Origin of the sequence: Bradyrhizobium sp. 215_C5_N1_1, assembly GCF_052075935.1 — a bacterium.
Classification (GTDB): domain Bacteria; phylum Pseudomonadota; class Alphaproteobacteria; order Rhizobiales; family Xanthobacteraceae; genus Bradyrhizobium; species Bradyrhizobium barranii.
The window spans coordinates 2,211,264-2,233,898 of sequence record NZ_CP197228.1 but is presented as its reverse complement, the minus strand read 5'-3'; the positions used below and the strand labels follow the sequence as shown (position 1 = coordinate 2,233,898).

Genomic DNA, 22,635 nt, shown 5'->3' with positions numbered 1-22,635 from the left:
GAAAGCTAGAGGCCCAATGCGGCACGGCCGAGGCCGGTGCGCGTGGCATCGTCCTGCGGCGTGTGCACGCGGCCGCACAGGACGTCGCGATAGTGCCTCTCCAGCGGATTGGTGCGGGACAGGCCGTGATTGCCGGTCAGCGATAGTGCATCCTCGACCACGGCGACGGCGTTGTTGGTCACCGTCAGCTTGATCACGTTGGACTCGCCGGTGGAGAGAGCGACGCCTTCGTCGAAGTCGCGGGCGAACGTCTCGATCAGCCGTGCATTGACTGCGAGCCTGGCCTCGATGGCACCGAGGATCTCCTGCGCCCGTGGCAAGGTCGCAAGCGGCGCGCCGAGGCTGGCGGGGACGCGCTGCTTCAGGAACTGGACGAACCAGTCGCGCGCGGCGCGGGCAATGCCGTCATAGATCGCGGCGACGAACACCGTGTGGACCGTCGCCTGCGCAACGTCGGGCGCACGCCACTCCTGGGGATTGCGGACATCGACCTCCGCATCAAGCGGGATCACGACGTCGTCGAAGATGACGTCGTGGCTGCCGCTGGCGCGCAGGCCGTGATGATCCCAGGTCTCGACGATGCGCGTGCCAGGCAGACCGGCCGGCACCAGGAACTGACCGACGCGCGGTTCGGCTTCGTCCGTCCGCGCCCAGACCAGATACCATTTCAGGATCGGCGATCCCGTCGAATAGATCTTGTGACCGGTCAGGCGCCAGCCGGTCTCGGTGCGCCGCGCGATCGTCGCCGGCAGGCCGCCGCGCGCGGGCGAGCCGAGTTCGGGCTCGACGCGGAGCGCATTGACGAGCGCGAGGCCCTCGACGCTCTCACGCGCAAGCTTGCGCGACAGCTTCGCCGGCCAGGTCGGGCTGCGCCCCATCACCAGATGGTTGATGTAGTGCATCGACAGCACCAGCGCGGTCGAGGAATCGGCCTTGCCGATGATCCCGATGACCCGCGCGGCATATCGTGCGCCCGCTCCGGCCCCGCCATGAACGGCCGGCACCGTCAGCGACAGCAGGCCCGCCTCGGAGAGCTCGCGAAAATTCGCGAAGGGAAAGCTGCCGGCGCGATCATGCTCGGCTGCACGCGCAGCAAAGCCTTCGGCCAGCGCCTCGGCGCGCGCGATGTAGTCGGGCTCGCTATGGGCTGCCCGTCCGTGAGCAACAGAAGTCACCATGTGGCATCCAACCCCAACAAGCCGAGAATCTGACGGCGCAAATCCGCAAGATACGGATCGCCGCGATGGCGAGAATAGGGTCGGTCGACACGGATGTCGGCCTTCACCCGCGCCGGGCGGTCGCTGAACACGATGACACGGTTGGCGAGCACCAGCGCCTCCTCGGCGTCGTGCGTCACCAGCAACGTGGTAAAGCCCTTGCGCTGCCAGAGCGAGACGAGCTCGGCCTGCATGGTGATGCGGGTCAGCGAGTCGAGCTTGCCGAGCGGCTCGTCGAGGATCAGGATTTTTGGATCATTCACGAGCGCGCGGGCGAGCGCGACGCGCTGCGCCATGCCGCCGGAGAGCTGATGCGGATAGGCATTGCGGAACGACGACAGACCAACGAGATCGAGCGCGTCATCGACACGCTTCCGCTGGCTCTTCAAAATGCCCTGGGCCTCGAGGCCCAGGGCGACGTTGTCCCAGACCGACCGCCAGGGAAAAAGGGTCGGATCCTGGAACACGACGACGCGCGAGGGATGCGGACGGGTGATGCGCACCTCGTCCTCGCGGAGCGTTCCGGCCTTGGGCTTGTCGAGGCCCGCGACGAGCCGGAGCAAGGTCGACTTGCCGCAGCCGGAGGGGCCGAGCAGCGCGACGAACTCGCCCGGCTCCACGGAGATGCTGACGTCGCTGAGAACAGGCAGCTCAGTGCCGTCGATGTCGAAGGCGTGGCTGACCTGCTCAATGTCGAGCGCGGCGCCGGCGGCCGGCGGGGGCGCGATTTCGGCCAGTGCGGTTGCGGCTACCATTTCACGGTCCCCTTCTGCCAGACCAGCAGGCGATCGCGGATGGCGAACAGCAGCGTGATGGCGCCGGAGCAGAGCAGCGACATCACGATCAGCGCCGCATACATGTTGGCGTAGGCGGCCCAGCCCTGCGCCCATTGCAGGTACCAGCCGAGCCCGGCCTTCACGCCGATCATCTCGGCCACGACGAGCACGGCGAAGGACGAGCCGAGGCCCATGAACAGGCCGACGAAGACGTGCGGGAGTGCGGCGGGGATCGCGACCTTCAGCACCAGGAAGGACGGCTTTGCGCCGAGCGTGCGTGCGACGTCGTAATAGGCGTTGCTGACGCTTGCGACGCCGGACCAGGTCAAGACGGTGACCGGGAAGCCGGTCGCCAGCGCGATCAGGAAGGTCGAGGCGCTCCAGCTCGACGGAAAGGTGAAGAAGGCAATCGGCAGCCAGGCGGTCGCCGGGAGCGGCCCGATGAAGCGCAGCACCGGATGCACCCAATAGCCGACCGCGCGCGACCAGCCGATCGAGACGCCGGTCAGGAAGCCGACCGTGGCGCCGATCAGATAGCCGCCAAGCTGCAGCTTGACCGAGGCGAAGACGCTGTCGAGCAGCTTTGGCAAATCGTCGGTATAGACCTCGATGATCGACTGCGGCGGCGGGAAGAACGGCAGCGGCAGCCACGCAAACTTTGCGGTCGCAACCTCCCACAACGTCAGGAATGCGCCGAGCGCCACGAGCCAGGGCGCGCGCTGGCGCAAGGCCTTACCGGCGGAGCCGAGGTAGTCGGCGCCGACGGTGCCGAACAAGGCGATTGCGGCAACGATGAAGGCAGCGATGCCGAGCGAGTGCGTCCGCGACCAGTCGCCGACATCCTCCCACCACAGGCAGGACAGGCCGAACGCGATCCACGCGACGCTCGCGAGAACGCCGACGCCGGATTCCCGGACCCAGCTCGCAAGAACCGGCGCGCGCGAGAGGCGCGGCGCGCCGGAGGCGAGGCCGTCAGACAGCGAATACGTCGACATAGATGCGCTCCGCGAATTTGGCCGTATCGGTGCTCTGCTTGAAGACCTGGACGCTCTTCAAATCGTCGGCATAGGACTTCAGCTCGCGCTTCAACACCTCACCCACGGGATGATGATGGTGGGTATGGTAGCGCACCATGCCCTCGATATCGGCGAGTGATGCCGTCTTCGGCGCATAAGGCTGGAACGACTTCGCCGTTACGGTCGGGTTCTGCGCGGTGAACATCGCGGCATCGAGCAGCGCCTGCGTCAGGGCGCGCGCGACCTGCGGTTCCTCGCGCACCAGGCTGCCGCGCAGGCCGAGGATGCAGCAGCTCTTGTCGCGATATTCGCCGTCGAGATTGGAGGCGACTTCCTTGTACTGACTGTCCTTGAGCCAGAGATAGCCGAGCGGATCGGAGGACAGGAAGGCCTGCACCTCGCCCTTCTCGACGGCGACGTTGAGCAGGTTGCCGGGATAGGCGCGCCAGTCGACATCCTTGACCGGGTCGATACCGAGCTTGGCGAGCTGAATGGAGAAGAAGTTCTTGTCGGGGCCACCGAGGTCGCCGACCGCGACGATCTTGCCCTTGAGGTCGGCGAGCTTGCTCACGTTGGAGTCGGCGCGGGTCAGGACGCGCATGCAGCCGCCATGGGTGCCGGCGGCAATCTTGACGTCAAAGCCCTGCTCCAGCGGCTTCAGCCAACGCAACGCCATGCCGAGCCCGGCATCGCTCTTTCCCGTCGCGATCGCCTCGAGCAGCTGATCGGTCGAGCCGGAATAGTTGATGAGCTCGATGTCGAGATTGTGCTTCTGGAAGAAGCCGTGCTCGATGGCGACGGGCACCGGGGCAAGGCAGACCGCGCCCGCGTTCCAGGAGAGTTTCAGCTTGCGCGGCGCGCCGGTGAGGACGGGGCCATCCGCGGCCGTCCGGCACAGCGGAAACTCAGAGAGATCGACACCGGGCGCGATCGCCTGTGGCGCAAAGGCCTGGGCTGCACCAAAGGCACCAAGCGGCGCGGCGAATGCCGCCGCAAGCCCCGCCTGCAGCAAATGACGCCGGTCGAGGCCCGATCCGCTGCCCTTGTTGTCGTTGCCCATCAGTCCCCGCTCCTGCGCTGGCACAGCTCCGCCATTCACGCAACGTCTCGCGTTGCGCATGTTCCATGTGGAGCTGCGTTGAGAGAATAATTTCGCCGGCGCTTCCCGCGCCGCTTTGATGCGATGCGCAAATCATGCGGCGCGCCCGCCGCATCGTCAATGAAATGGAATTTCGAATGTGGCGCGAAGCGAGGTCATTCTCTCCATCAGCGCATGGGACAGCGATGAAACGATTTTCGTTGCTGCATCATCTTGCAAGGATGCGCCGCGACTCCGCGGCCTGCATCATTCTTACGCATCTCCCGCCGCGCACGCGGTGCGTTCTCGAAAGCGGCGCTACGCTGAAACGTCATTGCCCGACGCATCTAGAATACGGATAGCCATTTCATTGACTGCGCATCGCGCCGTCATAGACTTGATCGTCTCGCTGCATCGCTCGCTCACGCGTCGTGAGCAAAGCAACAAGACAGGCCACATGAGCATCAACTTCGACGACCATTCCATCACACGCCGGCTCGCAGCATCGCTGTTCGCCGCAGCCATCACCTTGTCGACCGCGGCCGCCTCGTTCGCGGCCGACACCGTCGTGCTGCGCGTCGGCGACCAGAAAGGCGGCAACCGTTCGCTGCTCGAAATCTCCGGCTATGCGAAGGACCTGCCCTACAGAATCGAATGGTCGGAATTCCCTGCCGCCGCTCCGATCCTGGAAGCGCTGAACGCCGGCGCGCTCGACGTCGGCTACACCGGCGATCTCTCCTTCCTCTCGGTCTATGCGGCCGGCGCGCCGATCAAGGCGATCGGCGGCACCAGGTCGGATGCGAAGACGCAAGCGATCCTCGTGCGCCAGGATTCGCCGATCAAGTCGGCCGCCGATCTCAAGGGAAAACGCCTCGCCGGCACGCGCGGCGGCTGGGGCCAGTTCCTGATCGACGCGACGCTGGAGAAAGCGCAGATCAAGCTGGAGGACGCGACCTTCGCGCCGCTCGGCCCGGTCGACGCCAAGATCGCACTCGTCGCCGGCTCGATCGATGCCTGGGCCGTGTGGGAGCCCTACGTCTCGTTCGCGACGCTGAAGGACAAGGCCCACGTGATCGCCGACGGCGAAGGCCTGACGCCGACCATCACCTTCATCGTGGCCTCCGACAACGCCATCGCCACCAAGCGCGCGGCGGTGCAGGACCTCGTGCAGCGGCTGAACAAGGCGCGGCTGTGGTCGCTGGATCACATCAGTGAATACGCCAAGAGCACGGCCGAGCTGACCAAACTGCCGGAGGACGTGCTGCTGTCGGCCTACACCGCGCAGCGCACCAGCCCGATCGTGATCGACCAGAACGTGGTGAAGGAGGTGCAGGAAGCCTCCGACCGCTCGACGCGCTACGGCATCCTGCCGAAGACGCTCGATGTGAGCAAAGCCGTCGACCGCAGCTTTACAGCCGTGGCCGCGGGGTCAAACTAGCGCGGGGCGCGGCGGGATGCGCAAGTCCAGCCTCAAGGCCGGCCCGTTGCATCTCGCCGCGATCGTGCTCGCGCATTTCGCCTGTATGAGCCTGATCGTGTGGCTCTCGCTCTAGGCCTGCAAGACCGTCACCAGTATCCGCCATAATAGCCCCGGTACGGCCGGTAGTAGCCGTAGCGAGGGCCGTAGTATGGACGATAGGCCCGATAGCCGTAGTAGCGGGGACCAGCGTAGTAGCCACCATACCCATAGCTCGGCCCATAGCCGCCGTAATAGGCCGGCGCATAACCATAGCCGTAGCCCGGCCCATAACCATAACCGCCGTAATACGGACCGCCGCCATAGTAACCATAGGGCGCGCTGCTCGCGATGGCGCCGCCGATAATGGCTCCGGCGAGGAGGCCTCCTGCGCCCCATCCCCAGCCTCCTCCGCCCCAGCCACGGCCGCGCCAATACACCGGGGTGACATCGTCACCGACGGCGGCCTTCATGGTCGCGACGTTGGTCGGCAGCGGAGCCGCTGCCGCCTGCTCGATTTGGCCGGCCATCACCGCGCCCGCCAGCGAACAGGCAATTGCGGTTTTCCAGATACTCATCGTCTTGCTCCCTGTCTGACGTTTCGTTTGGAAAAGGATCGCAAGGCCATGATCGGGCATCCTTGCCCCAAGTCAAAGCCTCCGAAAGTCACAGCCTGCATTGCGTGCACCGCACAAGAATACAAGCGCATGCCTCGATTGTGGTCCGGCCAACGCCGGCGCCCGCACGGAAATGACACTGGTGCGACGGAGCCGGGGCCACAGCAAAGCATTAAGCTTCCCGTGCGTTCGCAACCAACAAGCACCTTCCCGATTTACTATTCGTACCGTTACTATCGGTTCCAACGTGCGCGGCCGGGAGGCTTCTCGCAAAGCGCCAGAGTCGTGGGAGGATGACATGAGTGCCGCGAGACCCGAGCCGCTTGCCCGTCAGGCGCTGGCGTTCGTCCTGGCCGGCGGACGCGGCAGCCGGCTCCTGGAACTGACCGACCGGCGCGCCAAGCCCGCGGTCTATTTCGGCGGCAAGTCCCGCATCATCGATTTCGCGCTGTCCAATGCGGTGAATTCCGGCATCCGCCGGATCGCGGTCGCGACCCAGTACAAGGCGCACAGCCTGATCCGGCACCTTCAGATGGGCTGGAACTTCTTCCGCCCCGAACGCAACGAGAGCTTTGACATCCTCCCGGCCAGTCAGCGCGTCTCGGAGAACATGTGGTATGTCGGCACGGCGGATGCGATCTATCAGAACATCGACATCATCGAGTCGCACAACGCACGCTTCATCGTCGTGCTCGCCGGCGATCACATCTACAAGATGGACTACGAGGTGATGCTGCGCCAGCATGTCGACAGCGGCGCCGACGTCACCGTCGGCTGCCTCGAGATGCCGCGCGCGGAATCATCCGGCTTCGGCATCATGCATGTCGACGAGAACGGCTGGATCCAGCAGTTCCTGGAGAAGCCGGCCGATCCGCCGCCGATGCCGGGCAAGCCAGACGTCTCGCTCGCCAGCATGGGCATCTACGTGTTCGATACGAAATTCCTGTTCGACCAGCTCAAGCGCGACGCCGAGGATACGAACTCCAGTCACGATTTCGGCAAGGACATCATCCCCTATATCGTCAAGAACGGCCGCGCCATCGCGCATCAATTCTCGACCTCGTGCGTACGCTCGGGCAGCGATCCCCGCGCCTACTGGCGCGATGCCGGCACGGTCGATGCCTATTGGGCGGCCAATATCGACCTCACCGACGTCGTGCCGGAGCTCGACCTGTTCGACCGCGCCTGGCCGATCTGGTCCTATGCGGAGATCACGCCGCCCGCCAAGTTCGTCCATGACGAGGAGAGCCGGCGCGGCCAGGCCGTGAGCTCGCTGGTCTCGGGCGGCTGCATCATCTCCGGCGCCTCGCTGCGCCGCTCGCTGCTGTTCACCGGCGTGCGCGTCAACTCCTACGCCACTGTCGAGAACGCCGTGATCATGCCCTACGTGAACGTCGCCCGCGGCGCTCGCTTGAAGAACGTCGTGATCGACCGCGGCGTCGAAATCCCCGAGGGGCTCGTCGTCGGCGAGGACCCGGAGCTCGACGCCAAGCGCTTCCGCACCACCGAGCAGGGCATCTCGCTCATCACCCAGACAATGCTCGACAGGCTCAATACATGACGCCTGTTCGCGTCCTCGCGGTCGCCTCCGAAGTCTACCCGATCGTCAAGACCGGCGGCCTCGCGGATGTCGCCGGCGCACTGCCGCTTGCGCTGAAGGCGCACGGCGTCGAGATGCGCACGCTGATGCCGGGCTATCCCGACGTGATGCGGATGCTGGGGGGAGCCGGCGAAATCCGGCGCTGGCCGGATTATTTCGGCGGCCCAGGACGCCTGCTCGCCGGCTCGCATCACGGGCTCGATCTGTTCGTGCTCGACGTGCCGCATCTCTATGCGCGGCCGGGCAATCCCTACGTCACTCCCGAGGGCGTCGACTGGCCCGACAATGGCCTGCGCTTCGCTGCGCTGTCACGTATCGCCGCCGACATCGGCCACGGCCTCGTCCCCGCGTTCGTGCCCGATGTGGTGCACGCCCACGACTGGCAGGCGGGGCTTGCGCCCGCTTATCTGCACTATGACAACCGTCCGCGGCCGGGCACCGTGATGACCATCCACAACATGGCCTATCAGGGCAAGTTCACTCCCGAGCTGATCGGTTCGATCGGTCTGCCCTGGGACTCCTTCAACGTTCGCGGCCTCGAATATTTCGGCGGCATCAGCTTCCTCAAGGCGGGGCTTCAACTCGCCGATCGCATCACCACGGTCTCGCCGACCTATGCGCAGGAGATCCAGAGCGATGAAGGCGGCATGGGGCTCGGCGGCCTGCTGCGCGAACGCGCTGATGTGCTGAGCGGCATCCTCAACGGCATCGACACCGACGTGTGGAATCCGCAAACCGATCCGCACATCGCCTACCGCTTCGGCGCGGACGACCTCACGTTCCGGGCCGCGAACAAGGCGGTGCTTCAGCAACAGTTCAATCTCGATTCCTCGGACGAGGCGCCGTTGCTCGGCGTCATCAGCCGCCTGTCCTGGCAGAAGGGGCTCGATCTCCTGCTCGAGGCCATTCCGACCATCTTGGGCGACGGCATGCAGCTCGCACTGCTCGGCAGCGGCGATCGCGATCTCCAGGATCGCTATCAGGCCGTCGCCCGCGCGAACCCCGGGCGGATCGGCGTCGTGATCGGCTATGACGAGATTCTGGCGCACCTGATCCAGGCCGGATCGGACGCCCTCATCGTGCCCTCGCGGTTCGAGCCGTGCGGCCTGACCCAGCTCTACGCGCTGCGCTATGGCGCAGTCCCGATCGTGTCGCGCGTCGGCGGCCTCGAAGACACCATCGTCGACATCGGTGAGGCCGACACATCGGACCGCGACGCGACCGGCTTCAAGTTCGCGCCCGTCACCGTGGAGGCCCTCACCGGCACGCTGCGCAAGGCCAACACCGCCTTCCACAACAAGGCGACCTGGCGCCGGCTGCAATTGAGCGGCCTTGCGACCGACGTCTCCTGGCGCAACCGCGCCGGCGACTATGCCGTGCTCTATCGCGATCTGATGGCGGCGCGCCGGACCTCATGATCACCACCGAATCCATGCTATAGAGCCGGTATGGACCCTTTCGCGATCAAGCTGATCGGCTTTGCCGCCGCAACCTGCACCACCGTCGCCTACGCGCCGCAGTTCATCAAGGTCTGGAAGACCCGCTCGGCGCGGGACATTTCGCTCGGCATGTTCCTGGTCATGGTGCTGGGCCTGGCGCTCTGGCTCATCTACGGCCTGCTCTCTGGCGACGCCCCGCTGGTCGCGGCCAACGCCATCACTATGGTGCTCGCCGGCGGTATCCTGTTCATGAAGCTGAGGTATGGGTGAGGTTGAAGCTGCGTAGAGCGGATTGACGCGTGTACCCATAAGATCCCGGATGTACCTGAAAGGTAACGGTCCTTGATCCAGATCAAGTCAGACTGTTTGTAGCCCGCTGCTTAATTGCCAATATGCCAGGCCGCAGGAGCCGCCTCCGTAGCGGCGCCGGAAACATTCTTCGTCGCTACGACGCCGCCGTAATATGAAGGGGCGGCGACAGACGCATTCTCAACACCGATCTCGCGTTCCCAAGGGGGCGCCTATGAGTAGATCAGAAGCTGACGTCCAAGATCTGCGCATGATGGAAAGATGCCTCGAACTCGCTCGGCAAGGGGTGAAGCAAGGAGAGCTGCCATTCGGCGCCGTAATCGCGTTTCGAGGACAGGTCATCGCAGAAGCGACCAACCACGTTTCATCGGAATGCGACGTGACCCGACACGCGGAACTCGTGGCTCTTTCAGAGGCGCAGAAGATTCTAAGACAAAAGCGTTTGCCGGATTGCACCTTGTATTCAATCGTCGAACCTTGCCCAATGTGTTCTTTCCCGACACGGGAGGCACGGATTGGTCGCGTGGTGTTCGCCATTTCATCTCCGATCATGGGCGGATTTTCGAGATGGGACGTTCTGTCGGACAACAATCTGTCGAGCAAACTGCCTGAGGTCTTCGGACCTGCGCCGGAAATCGTCTCGGGCTTGCTATCTCAAAGGGCCGAGCAGGTGTGGCGCGACTGGAACCCGCTCGCATGGCGATTTATGAGACGACGAGGCTGCTTCGGACGAGCGGCCGAGCAGACTTCGTGCCACGCGGGCGCGCCTCGGCCAACGTTTTCCTGGAACGCGCTGGCGGATATTTTGGCCGCGCCGGCTCTTTCGGTGAGTAACGTCTTCCTGCGCCGGCGTGCAGATTCAAACACCATCTCGGACCTGGACAAGCCTGGAGTCTGAGATCGGGAGCGCGCTGCTGCAGGATCAGGCGCGTGTGGCTATCGTTTCAAGTGCACGCGTCGGAATGGGGACTCGGTCTCGTGAACACAGGTGCGGGAAACCAAAGTGAGCTCCGAGCCGTCGCTTGGCGTTGCGCAAAGCCATCACCGCCATGACGGAGTCAACGGCGAGCCGGCTAAGACCAGGGAGTTGCCCCGGGTCTTGAACAAGCGAACGTCCAATCTTGCGCAGTTCAGGCTTACCTGCTGGCCCGATATCTATGAGCGCTGCCCTCGGAAGTTTTCGATGAGCGGGGTTTAGAACAACACGACAGACGGCAAAGGGAATTCTGAGTTCGGAAGCAATTCGAGCGACGATCTGCGACTCCATATCGGCGGCAACCGCCCCGGTGATGCTATGGAAATCCCGTCTCTCTTCAAGACTTGTCATCGGGGAAGCGACACCAGCTATCGCAGAGTAGCTGGCACCCGGGATCATCCGAAGGAGCTCCTCGGCCCAGGGGAGGTCAGCTGGATAAGCTTCATCTTTCGCGGCAAATACCGACGAGGCGATGACAATGTTACCTGGTCGGAGCTTCGGATCTAGCCCGCCGCACACCCCGAAACTTATAATGCCGCGCGCGCCATGTCTGATGGCGTCACGCAAGTAAAAGGCGGTCCGGTCACCTTCAGCGATCATCGCTGGCGCGCCGGCTATTCTGGCCTCGATCGCAAGTCCAACTACGGCGATGACCGCCTTCAAGTCACAGCGGGGGGCGCCAGTCTGAGCGTCGTTGACCGTGACATGCAGCGTCATCAGAGGCGTCGATAATCCTGAAACCGAAGTATTTCCAGACTCGGACAATCAAGAGTAAGCCGGCACTAGCACTGTCCGTCTAGACAAAATCGACAGGCCTCCCGATTGGAAGCCAGTTGTTGGAGAACTGTGCCTCGGACACCACAGCTGCCCCCTGATCGCGGCGGAGACTCGCACCTTCAATGGCGCAACGAACCCAAAGCGGACTCCTCGCAAATACCGTGAATCGCTGTGCTTCAGCGAGAGCGATGCCATGATCGAATTTTGCCGCTGTTTTGCCCGACGTGTCAAACCCGTCGAACTACCGCTCGCGTATCCTGCCGGCAAAAGTACTCTGCTAAGCTATTCTATTTGCTGGGCCGTTCTACTGTGCATGGGGTTGTTTTCGACATTTTTAGTCGGAACCCCGTAGGGTGGATTAGCCCGCGGCTGCGCGAAGCGCAGTCCGCCAGCGTAATCCACCACCTTCATTGCGGCTCGATGGTGGATTACGCTGCGCTAATCCACCCTACGATTCATCCAAACACATACGACGCCATCGCGACGTTCGCGACCTCGTCGACGAAGACGCGCTTGCCCACGTCGTTGCCGGCGGCACCTGCCGCGACCATCAGCGGCAACAGATGGTCCTCGCGGGGATGCGCGAGACGCGCGCTCGGCGCGTTCTCCCAGTCGACCAGCATCGCGTTGCGGCGCGCCGCATCCGGGTTGCTGATCGCCTCGTTCAGATAGGCCTCGAAATCATACGAGACCGGCTTTGACTCCGGCCGGTTGAAGCCGCGCATGTTGTGATAGGTGAGCCCGCTGCCGACGATCAGGATGCCTTCGTCGCGGAGTGATGCGATCGCCTGCCCGACCTTGATGTGCTCGGCCGCATCGTAGCTCGCCTTCAGTGACAACAGCACGATCGGCATGTCCGCGTTCGGATACATCAGGCCGAGCGGCACGAAGGTGCCGTGATCGAAACCCTGATTGGGATCCTCCCGGCAATCGAGGCCGGCGTGCTTGAGCAGCGCCTTCACCTCCGCAGCGAGCTCGGGCTTGCCAGGCGCCGGATATTTGAGGTGATAGGTATGCTCGGGGAAACCGTAATAGTCGTACACCATCGGCGGGTGCGCCGAGGTCGACACGGTGAAGGCTTCGGCCTCCCAATGGCCGGTGATGACGAGCACGGCCTTGGGCTTCTCGGGGAGAAGCTGCGGCAACCGGCCGAACTCCGCGGCCGTCTTGGCATATTGCACCCGCCGGTCCTCCATGAAGGGCCATGGGCCGCCGCCATGCGACAGGAAGAGGGTTGGAAATCGCGTCATGGATGCCGGCTCGTCTCGTTGACCACATGCGCGTGCGAGCTGCCCGCGCGAACGGCGGCGAGCATAGGCAAACCGGTATGGTTAGCAAGTCGTTAACGATTTGCCGCCCACAATCCGGCCATGGCCGAAGGAGTCGGCCTGAAGACAAGCGGGACGTGAGATGAAGAAGTTTGCGCTGGGGGACGTCGTCAACAGTGACAAGGGCCGCCGCGGCGTCGTTCGCGCCGCCTACAGGTCCAAGGACGGTCAGCAGTTCTACGCCGTCGAGAAGGACGGCGCGATGGACCATCTGGAAGAACACCGGCTGAGCCCCGCGCCGCGCGTCGAGCTCGCGGCCTAAGCCCAACTCATTTTCTGCTCTCGCTTGCAAGCCGGTCCAGGCGATCCGACCAGGGGTCGTCTCCGCTCGCGATGCGATCGTTCGTGATCAGCAGCAGGCGATCGCGGTCTGCGGCCGCGTCCCAATGCGGCAGATCCGGGCCGTTGGGATTGCCAGTTTTCGCAAAGTTGATCCAGTAACCGCGCATGCGGGTCGCGACCTCGCGATCCCCCCATGTGAGCGGCCCCGCGCCGGGCACGCCTTCCGCGCCGAAGACGAATTGCAACTCACGTCCGTGCCCTTCGTCGGGATTTGCGCGCCGGGCCTCGGTCACGTAAGCGAAGCGATAGCGAAACGTAGGCGCACCGGTGGCCGCATGGAGGCGGGCAAGCAGCCTGACCGGCTCGGAGAAGACCTTGTCGGTGTAGAATTTGGCTTCGCGCTCCGATGGCCTGGCGATGTCAGGGTAGAGCTGGCGCAGCTCATCGCTGCTCTCGCCTGAGGACGCCAGCGTCTCCTTGATCTCCCGCTCGCCGTCGAAACGCGTCTCGTCGTCATTCGAGCCGATCATAAGTGGAATGCGGCTTTCATGTCCTGCCGCAAATCCCGCGGCCACGTCTTCACGCACCAGGATTCCATCCATCGCGGGCGCGAAGCTGCGTTCGGATTTGGCGAGCAGTTTTTGTTCGGCCGCAAGCAGCCGCGCCGGCGCGGCGACGCGCAAATCCGCCTGCTGCCCAAGCGCCGCCACGAATTGCCGGCCCATGGCCTCCGCCTCCTGCACCGGGCGCAGGCGCGCGCGGCCGGGCAGCGATTGCAGAATGGCTTTCTGGAACAGATCGCGCGATTGCGCACACAGCATCAGCAGCGCGATCGACGTCGCGCCTGCGCCGCTGCCGAACAAGGTGACATTGTTCGGATCGCCGCCGAAGGCTGCGATGTTGTCGTGCACCCAATGCAGCGCCGCGATCTGGTCCATCAGGCCGTAATTGCCGGAGCCACCTTCCGACAGCGCGGGATGAGTGAGCCAGCCGAGCGCGCCGAGACGATAATTCACGGTGACCACGATGAGGCCGGCTTGCGCGAGCTTTGCACCGTCGAACAGCGGATCGTTCGCGGTGCCGCTGACGAAGCCGCCGTCATGGATGAAGACCATCACCGGCAGCGGGCCGTCGACCCCGAAGGGACGGAATACGTTGAGCGTGAGGCAGTCCTCGCTCGTATCAGGCAGCGAGGGCTGAAGACACGGCGCGCCGTACTCATAGGCGGTGCGCATCTCGGGGTTCTCGGCCGTTACCTGCGGTGGGCGCCAGCGCAGTGCGCCGACCGGAGCCGCCGCGTAGGCTAGCCCCTTGAACGACGCCACCTCGCCCTCGACGGCGCCGAGCATCTGTCCTTCACGCGTCAGCGCGAACGGAAACTGCCCGACCGCCTGAGCGACGGCCGCACCGTCCCAGCAGAGGAGTGAAGACGCCACAACGAGGGCAAACTGGAGCCGCATCCTGGGGGATCTCGATGCGCCAAGAGGTTCCCCGACAGGTTACGTCTGCGGCCCGCGATGAGGCAAGCTCGGCGGCGTCCGTCTAGCCGCCCTTGGCGACGATCTCCGCCAGCGCGCGGCGTGCGACGATGCCGAGCTCACCAAGCGTGGAATGGCCCGATTGCGCCGCCTCGATCAGGCGTTCGGCGATGAACCTGCGGCTGTCGTGATCGCCGCCGTGCGGCAATTGGCGGCACGTCTGCTCCAGGACGACGTCCATGTTGGCTTTCGTCCGCTCGCTCAACTCTGTCATGACGTCCGGTTGGTACGCGTGGCTTGTAACCGCAAGCATACACAGAAGGATGTGGTCTGATTAGCCCGGACAATCCCGGCGGTTGTGCATCGCGGTGCGTGTATCGCCGCAACCTTCGCGCGGCCACGATGGTGCCGCAAACAACTACCGAAGATTGTACCTGTCCTGATGACAAGCCAAGCCTGCGGCGATAGCCTGCCGGCAAAACAAAAGACACGGGAGGAATACCATGCCAGACGCAATGGTCGCCGCACGTGAGTCCAAAGCGGCGAGTGGAACAACCCAACAGGTCGACGTTGCCGTGGTCGGCGCCGGATTTGCCGGCCTTTATCTTCTCCATCGCCTGCGCAAGTCCGGCCTCACGGCGGTCGCCCTCGAGGAAGCCGGCGATGTCGGCGGCACCTGGTACTGGAACCGCTATCCCGGCGCCCGCTGCGATATCCAGACCATCGACTACAGCTACACTTTCGATCCCGAGCTCGATAACGCGTGGACCTGGTCGGAGAAATACGCGACCCAGCCCGAGATCCTGCGCTATCTCGGCTTCGTTGCCGACCGCTACGATCTGCGCCGCGACATCCGCTTCAAGACCAAGGTCACCGAAGCCAAGTGGGATGAAGCGACTGAGCGCTGGCAGCTCACCACGAGCAGCGGCACGCCGGTCTCCTGCCGCCACTACATCATGGCTACAGGCTGCCTCTCCGCGCCGAAGCCGCCGGAGATCGACGGCGTCAAGGATTTCGAGGGCAAAGTCTATTTCACCGGGCGCTGGCCGCATGACGGCGTCGATCTCGCCGGCAAGCGCGTCGCCGTGATCGGCACAGGCTCGTCGGCCATCCAGTCGATCCCGCTGATCGCCGAGCAGGCCGCGCATCTGACCGTGTTCCAGCGCACGCCAAACTTCGCGCTGCCGGCGCATAACGGCCCCTCGCCATCCGATCGCATGGATATTTTCCAGAGCGACCGCGCGGCCTATCGCGAGCAGGCGCGACAGTCGATGACCGGCGTGCCCTATCCGCAGCAGACCGTCGTGAGCTGGCAATTGAGCGATGCCGAGCGTCGTGAGCGGTTCGAACGTGCCTGGGCCGCCGGCGACCTCGTCCACATCCTGACGCAGCTCTGGGCCGACCAGGGCGTCGACTTCAACGGCAATGCGCTGATCGGCGAGCTGATCCGCGAGAAGATCGGCGCTGCCGTGAAGGATCCGGAGACGGCGGCGGCGCTGATGCCGCACGACCATCCCTTCGGCGCAAAGCGCCCCTGCCTCGATACCAATTACTACGCGACCTACAATCGGCCGAACGTCACGCTGGTCAATCTGCGCCAGGAGCCGATCAAGGCGATCACCGCGAACAGCATCACGACGGCCAGGCGCAGCGTCGATGTCGACGTCATCGTGTTCGCGACCGGCTTCGACGCCATGACCGGCGCGATCCGCGCCGTGCATCCGATCACCGGACGCGGCGGCAAGTCGCTGACCGATGTCTGGGCGCAGGGGCCGCAGACCTATCTCGGGGTCACGGTCGAAGGGTTCCCCAACTTCTTCATGATCACCGGGCCCGGCAGCCCGTCGGTGCTGTCGAACATGGCGGTGTCGATCGAGCAGCATGTCGACTGGGTCGTCGACCGCATCGCTGCGCTGCGCGACGCCGGCTTCACCACGATCGAGCCGACCGAGACCGCGCAGGCCGGCTGGGGCCGGCACATGACGGACTGTTCGATGGTGACCCTGCACCGGCTCGCCAACACCTGGTACACGGGCGCCAACGTCCCCGGCAAGGTGCAGGGCCTGATGCCTTACACCGGCGGCGTCGGCCCCTATCGCAGCATTTGCGACGAGGTCACGGCCCGCGGCATGCTCGGCTTCAAGCTGACCGGCCCCAACGGCGCCGCGCAATGCAACGACGGCGAGGTGGTATGCCTGCAGCCGGATGTGCGGCTGGTGCTGAACCTGCTGGCATCGCTGAACCTGCCGCCGATCGAGTCGATGGGCGCGCTCGGCGCACGCGCCTTCGTCAACGAGTTCAACAAGGGCCGGCCCGCGGGACGGCTGATCGGCGATATCGTCGACGGCACGCTGCCCGGCACGGACGGCCCGCTGCCTTACCGGATCTACAAGCCGGCAACGCCGGGGCCGCATCCGGTCGTGGTCTATTTCCACGGCGGCGGCTGGGTGCTCGGCGACGAGCAATCGGACGAGCCGTTCTGCCGCGATCTGGTGCGGCGGACCGGCATGATGTTCGTCAGCGTCGGCTATCGCCACGCGCCCGAGCATCGTTTCCCGACCGCGGCCGAGGACGGCTATGCGGCAACACGCTGGATCGCCGAGCACGCGACAGAGCTTGGCGGCAGGCCGGGCCCGGTGCTGGTCGCGGGCTGGAGCGCCGGCGGCAACATCGCCGCCGTCACCTGCCAGCTTGCGCGCGATCGCGGCGGGCCTGAGATCGCCGGCCAGCTCCTGGTCTGCCCGGTCACCGACTGCACCTTCGACCGGCCCTCCTACAACGACAACGCGACCGGCTATTTCCTGACGCGCTCGCTGATGTACTGGTTCTGGGACCTCTACTGCTCACCGGCCGACCGCACCGATCCGCGCGTCTCGCCGCTGCGCGGCAACGTCGCCGGTCTGCCGCCGGCCTTGGTCGTCACCTGTGAATTCGACCCGTTGCGCGACGAGGGCATCGCCTATGCCGAGGCAATGGCGGCCGCCGGCGTCCCCGTCGAGCAACTCAGGGCGCGCGGCCATTTCCACTCGTCCTTTGCGATGGTCGACGTGGTGATCACCGGTGTAGCAGGCCGGGTGCAGATGGCCGAAGCCCTGCGGCGCTTCGCCGGGCTTCCGCCGGAAGTCGGCCGCGGCGATGAGGATAGCCACGCTCATGCCAGCCCGGGCCACAGAATCGCGGCGGCCGCGAGCTGATTTGCGACAAGGCGGCCGGGAACCTTTTCCCGGCTGCTGCGTTAAGCGCTTGGCATTAAGATGCAGTGATAGGTGTGGGCCCCGGCACGCAGATCCGCGTGTTGGGGCAATTTTTGTTGCGTGAGGCGGGACGATGGGAGACGTGGTTGCGGATTCAAAGGTCGATTTCGGAGCGCCTGCAACCCTGCATAAATGGCCGTCGCTTGCGAACCAGCGCCGACCGGACAGGGATTCTTATCCGATAAGCGAAGGTACACTCGACCAGTGCATATCGGCCTTCATGGAGAAGCCGGCCACGACCAGGCATCTCTATGAGATTCACACGATTGCGCAGCCGCCGCTGGTCACCGATATCCTCTCGCCCGAGCACGTCATCGAGCTATCGCGGTTGAGAGAATTTCTCTGATTGCGTGCAGACGCGGAAGCTGCACGCGCGCGACAAGCTTTTCATTAGGCAGGAACCTTCTACCGGATTTTCCCGTTAACCGGGATCGGAAGTCGAGACGAGAGCCCCAAGATGCTTGAAGCCGGCGTACCATCCGCGGTCGTGCCCTATGGCGCAGACCAGACCCTGTTCGTGGTGATTGATCGCCGCGACAAGGCGACTGAAATCCGCATCGAACGAAGCGATCTTGAAGCCACCATCGGCGAGCTCGTCGCCGGCTGCTTCAACGATCCGATCAAGGTGATCTCGTTCAACACGCTCGAGCACTGGATGAAGGACATCTCGACCGAAATCGCCGGCGAGATCAAGGCGCGCTGCGACATCGATGGCGTCCGGCTTCCCGACTATCTCAGCGACTTCGTCGAGAGTCATACCTGACCGCGCCCCGTCCTCGTCGATACGCTCCAAATCGCAGGCAAAATAAAGCGCCGCGGAAGCGGCGCTTTTCGTGTGGCAGCATTATTGTGTGAGCGTGATCTTATCGGAAAACCACTCCACGCTTTGCCGGATCAGTGGTGCCAGAACAACGCCAGCAGCAGAACGATCGGCAGCGGCACGCCAAGCAGCCAAAGCAAAGCACCTCGTCCAAAACCCATGACTTCCTCCTCCACATTCATCATTGACATGACGCCAGAGACGAACAGAAGTTCCGCGCCTCGCAGCAAGGGGCGAATGCGTTCAGTGCATGGTTATCAGGCGCGCCGGTACCTGCCGGCGATGACCTCGATTTCGCGGCGACGTTCGCCGGCGAAGGTCAGGAGCTTTTCGATCGTCAGCGTATCCGTGATCCGTTTGGCGAGCCGCTCGGCGCGCGCGGCCTGATCTTCGAGATACTGGATCGTGTTCAAACGCCGCCTCCCCCGAGGACCCCAAATTGGAGCCCCGACTTGTTTGGGCAGCCATGGTGCGTCAGGGCGACTAACACTCGGTTAAGCGGGGCGGCTCAAGTCAATGAATCGCGTTCTATCGCACCACGTCGAGCCGGACATTGGTGATGCCCTTGTCGACCATGCCGAGCGCCTCGGCCGCGGACGGCGAGATATCGACCACGCGTCCGCGAACATAAGGCCCGCGGTCGTTGACCCGGACGGTCACGAAGCGGCCTGAGGAGACGTCGGTGACGCGCAGCTTCGTGCCGAACGGCAGGCTGGGATGCGCCGCGGTCAATTCGTTCTTGTCGAACCTCTCGCCGCTCGCGGTCTCCGTGTCCGAATAGAAGCTGGCAACGCCGTGCGAAGCGGTTTGCTTTGCGTCACGGTCGGGGACGCGTACCCGGCTGATCGGACGCGGATGCAAGGCCGCTACCCTATGGGGCCGCTGGACCGCAGCCTGCCGATTGGTGCCAAGATCGGCCTTCTGGCGGCCGACCGGCGATTGTGCGCAGGCGGCGAGCGATGCGGCACCGACGATGGCGAGCAGCAACCGGCATGAGCTTGCGAGGGAAATTCGGGCACTTTCGGCACGTGCAATGCGAGACATGGTACGCCCTCCGAACTGCCCGGAGTTTCGGCGGGCAATGAGGGCAGAACCTTGGCTGAAGGAAAGCAGGCTTAGGGCCACGACCGTTTCGCGCCGGCTGTGGCGATTCCACCACAGTGGCGTGTCCTAAGTCGAGCCAGACTCGCGAAAAACTAACCCGATACAACGCGCCAGACGATCGAGCGCGTCTCCGGCTGCGCGTCGCTCGCCTCGGTGTCACCCTGCAGGAGCCGCATCAGCTCGCGCCGATAGAGCCGCCGCCAGCCGGTTTTCAGGCTGGCGAGAAAGTCGAGTTCCCGTTGCGTCAGTGTGCACATCATGGACCCGATCCGGTTGCGAAGGCCGCGCCGTCAGCCGACGAGGCCTCCCATCGGCTTGACGTCAGCACTGCCGGGGAAGACCGCATCCGCCAGCACCTTCTCCTCGACGCGCAGATGATCCCTGAGCAGACCCTTCAGCACGGCGCGGAGATCGGTGGTCGGCTTGAGGTCGCGATCCTCGAACAGTTGCGCGGACTTCAGTCCCGGCCAGTCCGCGATCACGCGGCCGCCGGTGAGCGCGCCGCCAATGAGGAAGGCGACCGTGCCCGTGCCGTGATCCGTGCCCTGCGTGCCATTGATGCGCGCGGTGCGCCCGAACTCGGTGACGACGGCGACGACCGTCTCGCCCCACACCTCGCCCATGTTGCTCTCGATCGCGGCAAACGCACCGTCGAGCGCGCCGAGCAGATTGTAGAGCTGGCCTGACGCTGCGCCTTCCGCGATGTGCGTATCCCAGCCGACGAAGCCCATCGCGCCGACGCGCGGGCCGTCGGGCTTGGCGAGATAGCGCGCGGCGGTGCCGGCGGCTTCGGCGAAATAGGCGCGCACGCGCGCGATGCCGGGCGGCATCAATGTCGGATCGTCCGACATCGGATCGCCCGTGCCGGGCGCGCCGCCGAGCGAGGCGAGCTTCATGCGTGCCTGGAGCACGGTCGCAAGCTTTGGATCGGTGTGCTGGTAGAGATCGAGCAGGCGGTTCTGCGTGTCCTCGCTCGCCGGCAACAGTTTTTGCGGCACCCATGTCATGACGGGCGCCGAGCCGCGCACCACCAGCGGCGTCACCGAGCCGATGCCGAGCGCACGGCTGCCGCGCGGATCGACGCGCCCACCCGACTCCATCGCGAGCAGCGCGCGGTTGAGCCATCCCGATGCGGTGGCACCGGGCTTGGTGAACCCGCTCTCCAGCACGTCCTGGCCGTCGAAATGCGAGCGTTCGCGGTAGGGCGTCGCGGCGGCATGGACGATTGCGGCCTTGCCGGTCTTGTAGAGCCGGTGCAGGTTCGGCATCGCCGGGTTGAGCGCGAAGAAGGAATCGAGCGGCAATGCCGGCGGCTTGCCGTCCAGCACCAGCGCGCGATCGCCGCGCAGGCCGACCCAGTCGGGATCGCCCACCGGCGCGACCGCACCGAGACCATCGAGCGCGCCACGCAGGACGACGACGAGAAGGCGCGGATCGCGCCCTTCGGCGCGTGCGATCCGCGGCATCTGGCTCCACGCGAACAGCGCACCGGAGCCGACCAGAAGTTCGCGCCGCGTGGGCAAATGATTGTCGAAGCCCATGCTCACCTCCTCTGAAAATCTGCCGACATGAACAGCAGCGCCAGCGCCTGCTGGCGGCTCTCGGCGCGGCCGACCGCCTGCTTCACTTCGGGCGCGATCTGCGATGCGAAGACGTCCTCGATGATCCCCTGCGGATCAGCAGTGGCCGCCACGCGCTCGGCAAAATTGTTGGCGATGTCGAGCCGCCGACCGATGCCATCGATCCAGCTTGCCTCGTCATCCGGATAGCCCTTGGGCGCCGACGGCCGCCACAGCCCTTCGCCGAGCAGCTCCTGGCCCGCCGTGAAACGCGTGGGGTCGACGACCGTAATCCCCGTCGCGCGCACCATGCCAACGCCCCATTCGCTCGGACGCTTCAGTTTTGACGGCGACCCGCGCCACGCGTCGTCCGACGAGACCATCGTAATCGCGACCTGCTTGAGATCGCCCTCGGTGTCGCGGAACGTCTTCGCCATTTGTTCGACGAGTGGCGGAGGCGGCTCGTCGGCCACGAAATGCCGTGCGAGCTTGGTTGCGACATGGGTCGCGGTCGCCGGATGCGCAGCGAGGTCGCGCAGCACGGCGCGGCCCTGCTCGGCGTCCTCCTGCTCGTAACGCTTGCCGAGCACCGTCTGCCCGCCGGGCTCGTGGAGCCGCGGGTTGAAGGTGAATTCGCCGCCGTGCTCCGGATTGTCTCCAGGAGGAACAAGCGTCCATCCCGTCAACACATTGGCGAAGCTGATCACGTCGTCCTGAGTGTAGCCGGTCCGCACACCCAGCGTGTGCAATTCTATGATCTCACGCGCAATGTTTTCGTTGAGGCCGCGGCTGCGGTTGATGCCGGCGATCGAGTTCGCGCCCATCGAGCCCAGATTGTCGAGATAGAACAGCATCGCCGGGTGGCCTTCGACCGCCAGCAGAAGATCGACGAAGTGGCCGAGCGCATTTGCGCGAATGGCCTCGCGCTCGTAAGCACCCGACATGCTCTGGATCTTGTAGGCCGAGATGCAGAAATGGTTGGACCAGAACCACACCAGCCGCTCGGCGAAGCCGATGTCGGCGGCGAGCGCGGCTTCGATGCGCAGCTTGGCTTCCTGCAAGTAGATCGGACGGCCGGGATCGGGAACGGCGTCGGCCGCCTGCTTGGCCGCCATCTCGGCAGCATCCTTCTCCTGGCCCTGTGCTGGCGCTTGCCCCTCGGTCTGCGCCTGAGCCTGAGCCTGGTCACCCGGAGCAGTTGGCACCGCAGCCACCTGCTGCTTCTTGGCCTGTTGCTGCGCCTGCTTGGCGCGCGCGGCTCGCCGTGCATTGGCATCGGCCACTGTGCGATAGGCCTTCGCACTGGTGGGAAGGCTGGCGGCGGCGCTCAATGCGAGCGGCCGATCGAGCTCTGCGATCAACGCGCCGCGCGGGTCGGTCCCGACAGCCGCAAGTGATCCCGGTCGCGGCCCCATCCCGAACCGATGAAGCGCCAGCACCGCTTCAGCCTTTGCAGAATTGCTCATGGCGAACGCCCAATTCTCCGAGCCACCCGACGGCAGCGCGATGTTGCCGCGTGCGGACTACGAACCGTAATGCTACAGACCGT

At 64.7% G+C, this 22,635-nt stretch carries 23 protein-coding genes; 9 read left to right on the top strand and 14 right to left on the bottom strand.

The annotated features are described in order from the left end of the window. Window positions 1-5: 5 nt before the first annotated feature. The 4 genes from AB7G19_RS10485 to AB7G19_RS10470 are packed head-to-tail and all read right to left on the bottom strand — an operon-like array spanning window position 6 to window position 4,069. Window positions 6-1,178, bottom strand: coding sequence for an acyl-CoA dehydrogenase family protein (locus tag AB7G19_RS10485; RefSeq protein ID WP_441253389.1), 1,173 nt, complete (start codon window positions 1,176-1,178; stop codon window positions 6-8). Further along, complete coding sequence (locus AB7G19_RS10480; protein ID WP_441253388.1) at window positions 1,172-1,972, bottom strand: ABC transporter ATP-binding protein; 801 nt, start codon at window positions 1,970-1,972, stop codon at window positions 1,172-1,174. Before AB7G19_RS10480 ends, AB7G19_RS10485 begins: the two co-directional genes overlap by 7 nt. After that, on the bottom strand, window positions 1,966-2,988 hold the full coding sequence (locus tag AB7G19_RS10475) for an ABC transporter permease (RefSeq protein ID WP_441253387.1): 1,023 nt from the start codon (window positions 2,986-2,988) through the stop codon (window positions 1,966-1,968). The genes AB7G19_RS10480 and AB7G19_RS10475 overlap by 7 nt, the downstream gene beginning before the upstream one ends. Continuing rightward, a complete protein-coding gene (locus AB7G19_RS10470; protein ID WP_354102706.1) occupies window positions 2,966-4,069 on the bottom strand; it encodes an ABC transporter substrate-binding protein in 1,104 nt (367 codons plus the stop codon). Before AB7G19_RS10470 ends, AB7G19_RS10475 begins: the two co-directional genes overlap by 23 nt. 475 nt (window positions 4,070-4,544) lie before the next feature. Between AB7G19_RS10470 and AB7G19_RS10465 the strand changes: the two genes are divergently transcribed. Beyond that, entirely contained in the window at window positions 4,545-5,525 is a 981-nt protein-coding gene (locus tag AB7G19_RS10465) for an ABC transporter substrate-binding protein (RefSeq protein ID WP_441253386.1), read from the top strand. A 128-nt stretch (window positions 5,526-5,653) separates the two neighbouring features. Here AB7G19_RS10465 and AB7G19_RS10460 read toward each other — a convergent pair whose 3' ends face one another. Continuing rightward, the gene (locus AB7G19_RS10460) at window positions 5,654-6,121 is read right to left on the bottom strand and encodes a hypothetical protein (RefSeq protein WP_028150379.1); all 468 of its coding nucleotides are present in this window, start codon (window positions 6,119-6,121) and stop codon (window positions 5,654-5,656) included. Window positions 6,122-6,458: 337 nt separating this feature from the next. Between AB7G19_RS10460 and glgC the strand changes: the two genes are divergently transcribed. The 4 genes from glgC (at window position 6,459) to AB7G19_RS10440 (ending at window position 10,406) form a co-directional block, all read left to right on the top strand. Further along, complete coding sequence (glgC, locus tag AB7G19_RS10455) at window positions 6,459-7,721, top strand: glucose-1-phosphate adenylyltransferase (protein WP_085401567.1); 1,263 nt, start codon at window positions 6,459-6,461, stop codon at window positions 7,719-7,721. Next, window positions 7,718-9,178, top strand: a complete 1,461-nt coding sequence (gene glgA / locus AB7G19_RS10450; protein WP_441253384.1) for a glycogen synthase GlgA — start codon at window positions 7,718-7,720, stop codon at window positions 9,176-9,178. Before glgC ends, glgA begins: the two co-directional genes overlap by 4 nt. A gap of 30 nt (window positions 9,179-9,208) precedes the next feature. Next, the gene (locus AB7G19_RS10445; RefSeq protein ID WP_028150382.1) at window positions 9,209-9,469 is read left to right on the top strand and encodes a SemiSWEET transporter; all 261 of its coding nucleotides are present in this window, start codon (window positions 9,209-9,211) and stop codon (window positions 9,467-9,469) included. Between the two features lie 253 nt (window positions 9,470-9,722). Continuing rightward, window positions 9,723-10,406 (top strand): nucleoside deaminase, encoded by a 684-nt coding sequence (locus AB7G19_RS10440; protein ID WP_441267780.1) that lies wholly within the window; start codon window positions 9,723-9,725, stop codon window positions 10,404-10,406. A gap of 24 nt (window positions 10,407-10,430) precedes the next feature. On the opposite strand, the gene AB7G19_RS10435 is transcribed toward AB7G19_RS10440, so the two are convergent. After that, on the bottom strand, window positions 10,431-11,201 hold the full coding sequence (locus tag AB7G19_RS10435) for a phosphorylase family protein (RefSeq protein ID WP_441253382.1): 771 nt from the start codon (window positions 11,199-11,201) through the stop codon (window positions 10,431-10,433). Between the two features lie 515 nt (window positions 11,202-11,716). Next, a complete protein-coding gene (locus AB7G19_RS10430; protein WP_441253381.1) occupies window positions 11,717-12,511 on the bottom strand; it encodes a DODA-type extradiol aromatic ring-opening family dioxygenase in 795 nt (264 codons plus the stop codon). A gap of 160 nt (window positions 12,512-12,671) precedes the next feature. On the opposite strand from AB7G19_RS10430, the gene AB7G19_RS10425 reads away from it, so the two are divergent. After that, window positions 12,672-12,851 carry a hypothetical protein gene (locus tag AB7G19_RS10425; RefSeq protein WP_014493109.1) on the top strand — a complete coding sequence of 60 codons (180 nt, stop codon included), beginning with the start codon at window positions 12,672-12,674 and terminating at the stop codon, window positions 12,849-12,851. 7 nt (window positions 12,852-12,858) lie between these two features. On the opposite strand, the gene AB7G19_RS10420 is transcribed toward AB7G19_RS10425, so the two are convergent. After that, the gene (locus tag AB7G19_RS10420; protein WP_441267779.1) at window positions 12,859-14,331 is read right to left on the bottom strand and encodes a carboxylesterase/lipase family protein; all 1,473 of its coding nucleotides are present in this window, start codon (window positions 14,329-14,331) and stop codon (window positions 12,859-12,861) included. Between the two features lie 82 nt (window positions 14,332-14,413). Then, complete coding sequence (locus AB7G19_RS10415) at window positions 14,414-14,590, bottom strand: hypothetical protein (protein ID WP_231143017.1); 177 nt, start codon at window positions 14,588-14,590, stop codon at window positions 14,414-14,416. A 262-nt stretch (window positions 14,591-14,852) separates the two neighbouring features. Here AB7G19_RS10415 and AB7G19_RS10410 point away from each other — a divergent pair, with 262 nt between their 5' ends. The 3 genes from AB7G19_RS10410 (at window position 14,853) to AB7G19_RS10400 (ending at window position 18,366) form a co-directional block, all read left to right on the top strand. Beyond that, window positions 14,853-17,543, top strand: a complete 2,691-nt coding sequence (locus tag AB7G19_RS10410) for a flavin-containing monooxygenase (RefSeq protein ID WP_441267778.1) — start codon at window positions 14,853-14,855, stop codon at window positions 17,541-17,543. A gap of 133 nt (window positions 17,544-17,676) precedes the next feature. Then, window positions 17,677-17,949 (top strand): hypothetical protein, encoded by a 273-nt coding sequence (locus tag AB7G19_RS10405; protein WP_208088099.1) that lies wholly within the window; start codon window positions 17,677-17,679, stop codon window positions 17,947-17,949. A gap of 111 nt (window positions 17,950-18,060) precedes the next feature. Beyond that, entirely contained in the window at window positions 18,061-18,366 is a 306-nt protein-coding gene (locus AB7G19_RS10400; RefSeq protein ID WP_166343540.1) for a hypothetical protein, read from the top strand. Between the two features lie 314 nt (window positions 18,367-18,680). Here AB7G19_RS10400 and AB7G19_RS10395 read toward each other — a convergent pair whose 3' ends face one another. The 5 genes from AB7G19_RS10395 to AB7G19_RS10375 form a co-directional block, all read right to left on the bottom strand. Next, entirely contained in the window at window positions 18,681-18,836 is a 156-nt protein-coding gene (locus tag AB7G19_RS10395) for a hypothetical protein (protein ID WP_166343542.1), read from the bottom strand. A 115-nt stretch (window positions 18,837-18,951) separates the two neighbouring features. Then, window positions 18,952-19,467, bottom strand: a complete 516-nt coding sequence (locus tag AB7G19_RS10390) for a septal ring lytic transglycosylase RlpA family protein (protein ID WP_085401556.1) — start codon at window positions 19,465-19,467, stop codon at window positions 18,952-18,954. Window positions 19,468-19,619: 152 nt separating this feature from the next. Beyond that, window positions 19,620-19,787 (bottom strand): hypothetical protein, encoded by a 168-nt coding sequence (locus AB7G19_RS10385; RefSeq protein ID WP_441267777.1) that lies wholly within the window; start codon window positions 19,785-19,787, stop codon window positions 19,620-19,622. 30 nt (window positions 19,788-19,817) lie between these two features. Next, window positions 19,818-21,068 (bottom strand): DUF1501 domain-containing protein, encoded by a 1,251-nt coding sequence (locus AB7G19_RS10380; protein ID WP_441267776.1) that lies wholly within the window; start codon window positions 21,066-21,068, stop codon window positions 19,818-19,820. A gap of 2 nt (window positions 21,069-21,070) precedes the next feature. Then, window positions 21,071-22,552: a DUF1800 domain-containing protein gene (locus AB7G19_RS10375; RefSeq protein WP_441267775.1), complete on the bottom strand. Its 1,482-nt coding sequence runs from the start codon at window positions 22,550-22,552 to the stop codon at window positions 21,071-21,073. Window positions 22,553-22,635: the final 83 nt, after the last annotated feature.

Coding starts and splice junctions, on each gene's coding strand:
- AB7G19_RS10485 (WP_441253389.1), bottom strand. CDS start 1,178: ATGGTGACTTCTGTTGCTCACGGACGGGCAGCCCATAGCGAGCCCGAC.
- AB7G19_RS10480 (WP_441253388.1), bottom strand. CDS start 1,972: ATGGTAGCCGCAACCGCACTGGCCGAAATCGCGCCCCCGCCGGCCGCC.
- AB7G19_RS10475 (WP_441253387.1), bottom strand. CDS start 2,988: ATGTCGACGTATTCGCTGTCTGACGGCCTCGCCTCCGGCGCGCCGCGC.
- AB7G19_RS10470 (WP_354102706.1), bottom strand. CDS start 4,069: ATGGGCAACGACAACAAGGGCAGCGGATCGGGCCTCGACCGGCGTCAT.
- AB7G19_RS10465 (WP_441253386.1), top strand. CDS start 4,545: ATGAGCATCAACTTCGACGACCATTCCATCACACGCCGGCTCGCAGCA.
- AB7G19_RS10460 (WP_028150379.1), bottom strand. CDS start 6,121: ATGAGTATCTGGAAAACCGCAATTGCCTGTTCGCTGGCGGGCGCGGTG.
- glgC (WP_085401567.1), top strand. CDS start 6,459: ATGAGTGCCGCGAGACCCGAGCCGCTTGCCCGTCAGGCGCTGGCGTTC.
- glgA (WP_441253384.1), top strand. CDS start 7,718: ATGACGCCTGTTCGCGTCCTCGCGGTCGCCTCCGAAGTCTACCCGATC.
- AB7G19_RS10445 (WP_028150382.1), top strand. CDS start 9,209: ATGGACCCTTTCGCGATCAAGCTGATCGGCTTTGCCGCCGCAACCTGC.
- AB7G19_RS10440 (WP_441267780.1), top strand. CDS start 9,723: ATGAGTAGATCAGAAGCTGACGTCCAAGATCTGCGCATGATGGAAAGA.
- AB7G19_RS10435 (WP_441253382.1), bottom strand. CDS start 11,201: ATGACGCTGCATGTCACGGTCAACGACGCTCAGACTGGCGCCCCCCGC.
- AB7G19_RS10430 (WP_441253381.1), bottom strand. CDS start 12,511: ATGACGCGATTTCCAACCCTCTTCCTGTCGCATGGCGGCGGCCCATGG.
- AB7G19_RS10425 (WP_014493109.1), top strand. CDS start 12,672: ATGAAGAAGTTTGCGCTGGGGGACGTCGTCAACAGTGACAAGGGCCGC.
- AB7G19_RS10420 (WP_441267779.1), bottom strand. CDS start 14,331: ATGCGGCTCCAGTTTGCCCTCGTTGTGGCGTCTTCACTCCTCTGCTGG.
- AB7G19_RS10415 (WP_231143017.1), bottom strand. CDS start 14,590: ATGGACGTCGTCCTGGAGCAGACGTGCCGCCAATTGCCGCACGGCGGC.
- AB7G19_RS10410 (WP_441267778.1), top strand. CDS start 14,853: ATGCCAGACGCAATGGTCGCCGCACGTGAGTCCAAAGCGGCGAGTGGA.
- AB7G19_RS10405 (WP_208088099.1), top strand. CDS start 17,677: ATGGGAGACGTGGTTGCGGATTCAAAGGTCGATTTCGGAGCGCCTGCA.
- AB7G19_RS10400 (WP_166343540.1), top strand. CDS start 18,061: ATGCTTGAAGCCGGCGTACCATCCGCGGTCGTGCCCTATGGCGCAGAC.
- AB7G19_RS10390 (WP_085401556.1), bottom strand. CDS start 19,467: ATGTCTCGCATTGCACGTGCCGAAAGTGCCCGAATTTCCCTCGCAAGC.
- AB7G19_RS10385 (WP_441267777.1), bottom strand. CDS start 19,787: ATGATGTGCACACTGACGCAACGGGAACTCGACTTTCTCGCCAGCCTG.
- AB7G19_RS10380 (WP_441267776.1), bottom strand. CDS start 21,068: ATGGGCTTCGACAATCATTTGCCCACGCGGCGCGAACTTCTGGTCGGC.
- AB7G19_RS10375 (WP_441267775.1), bottom strand. CDS start 22,552: ATGAGCAATTCTGCAAAGGCTGAAGCGGTGCTGGCGCTTCATCGGTTC.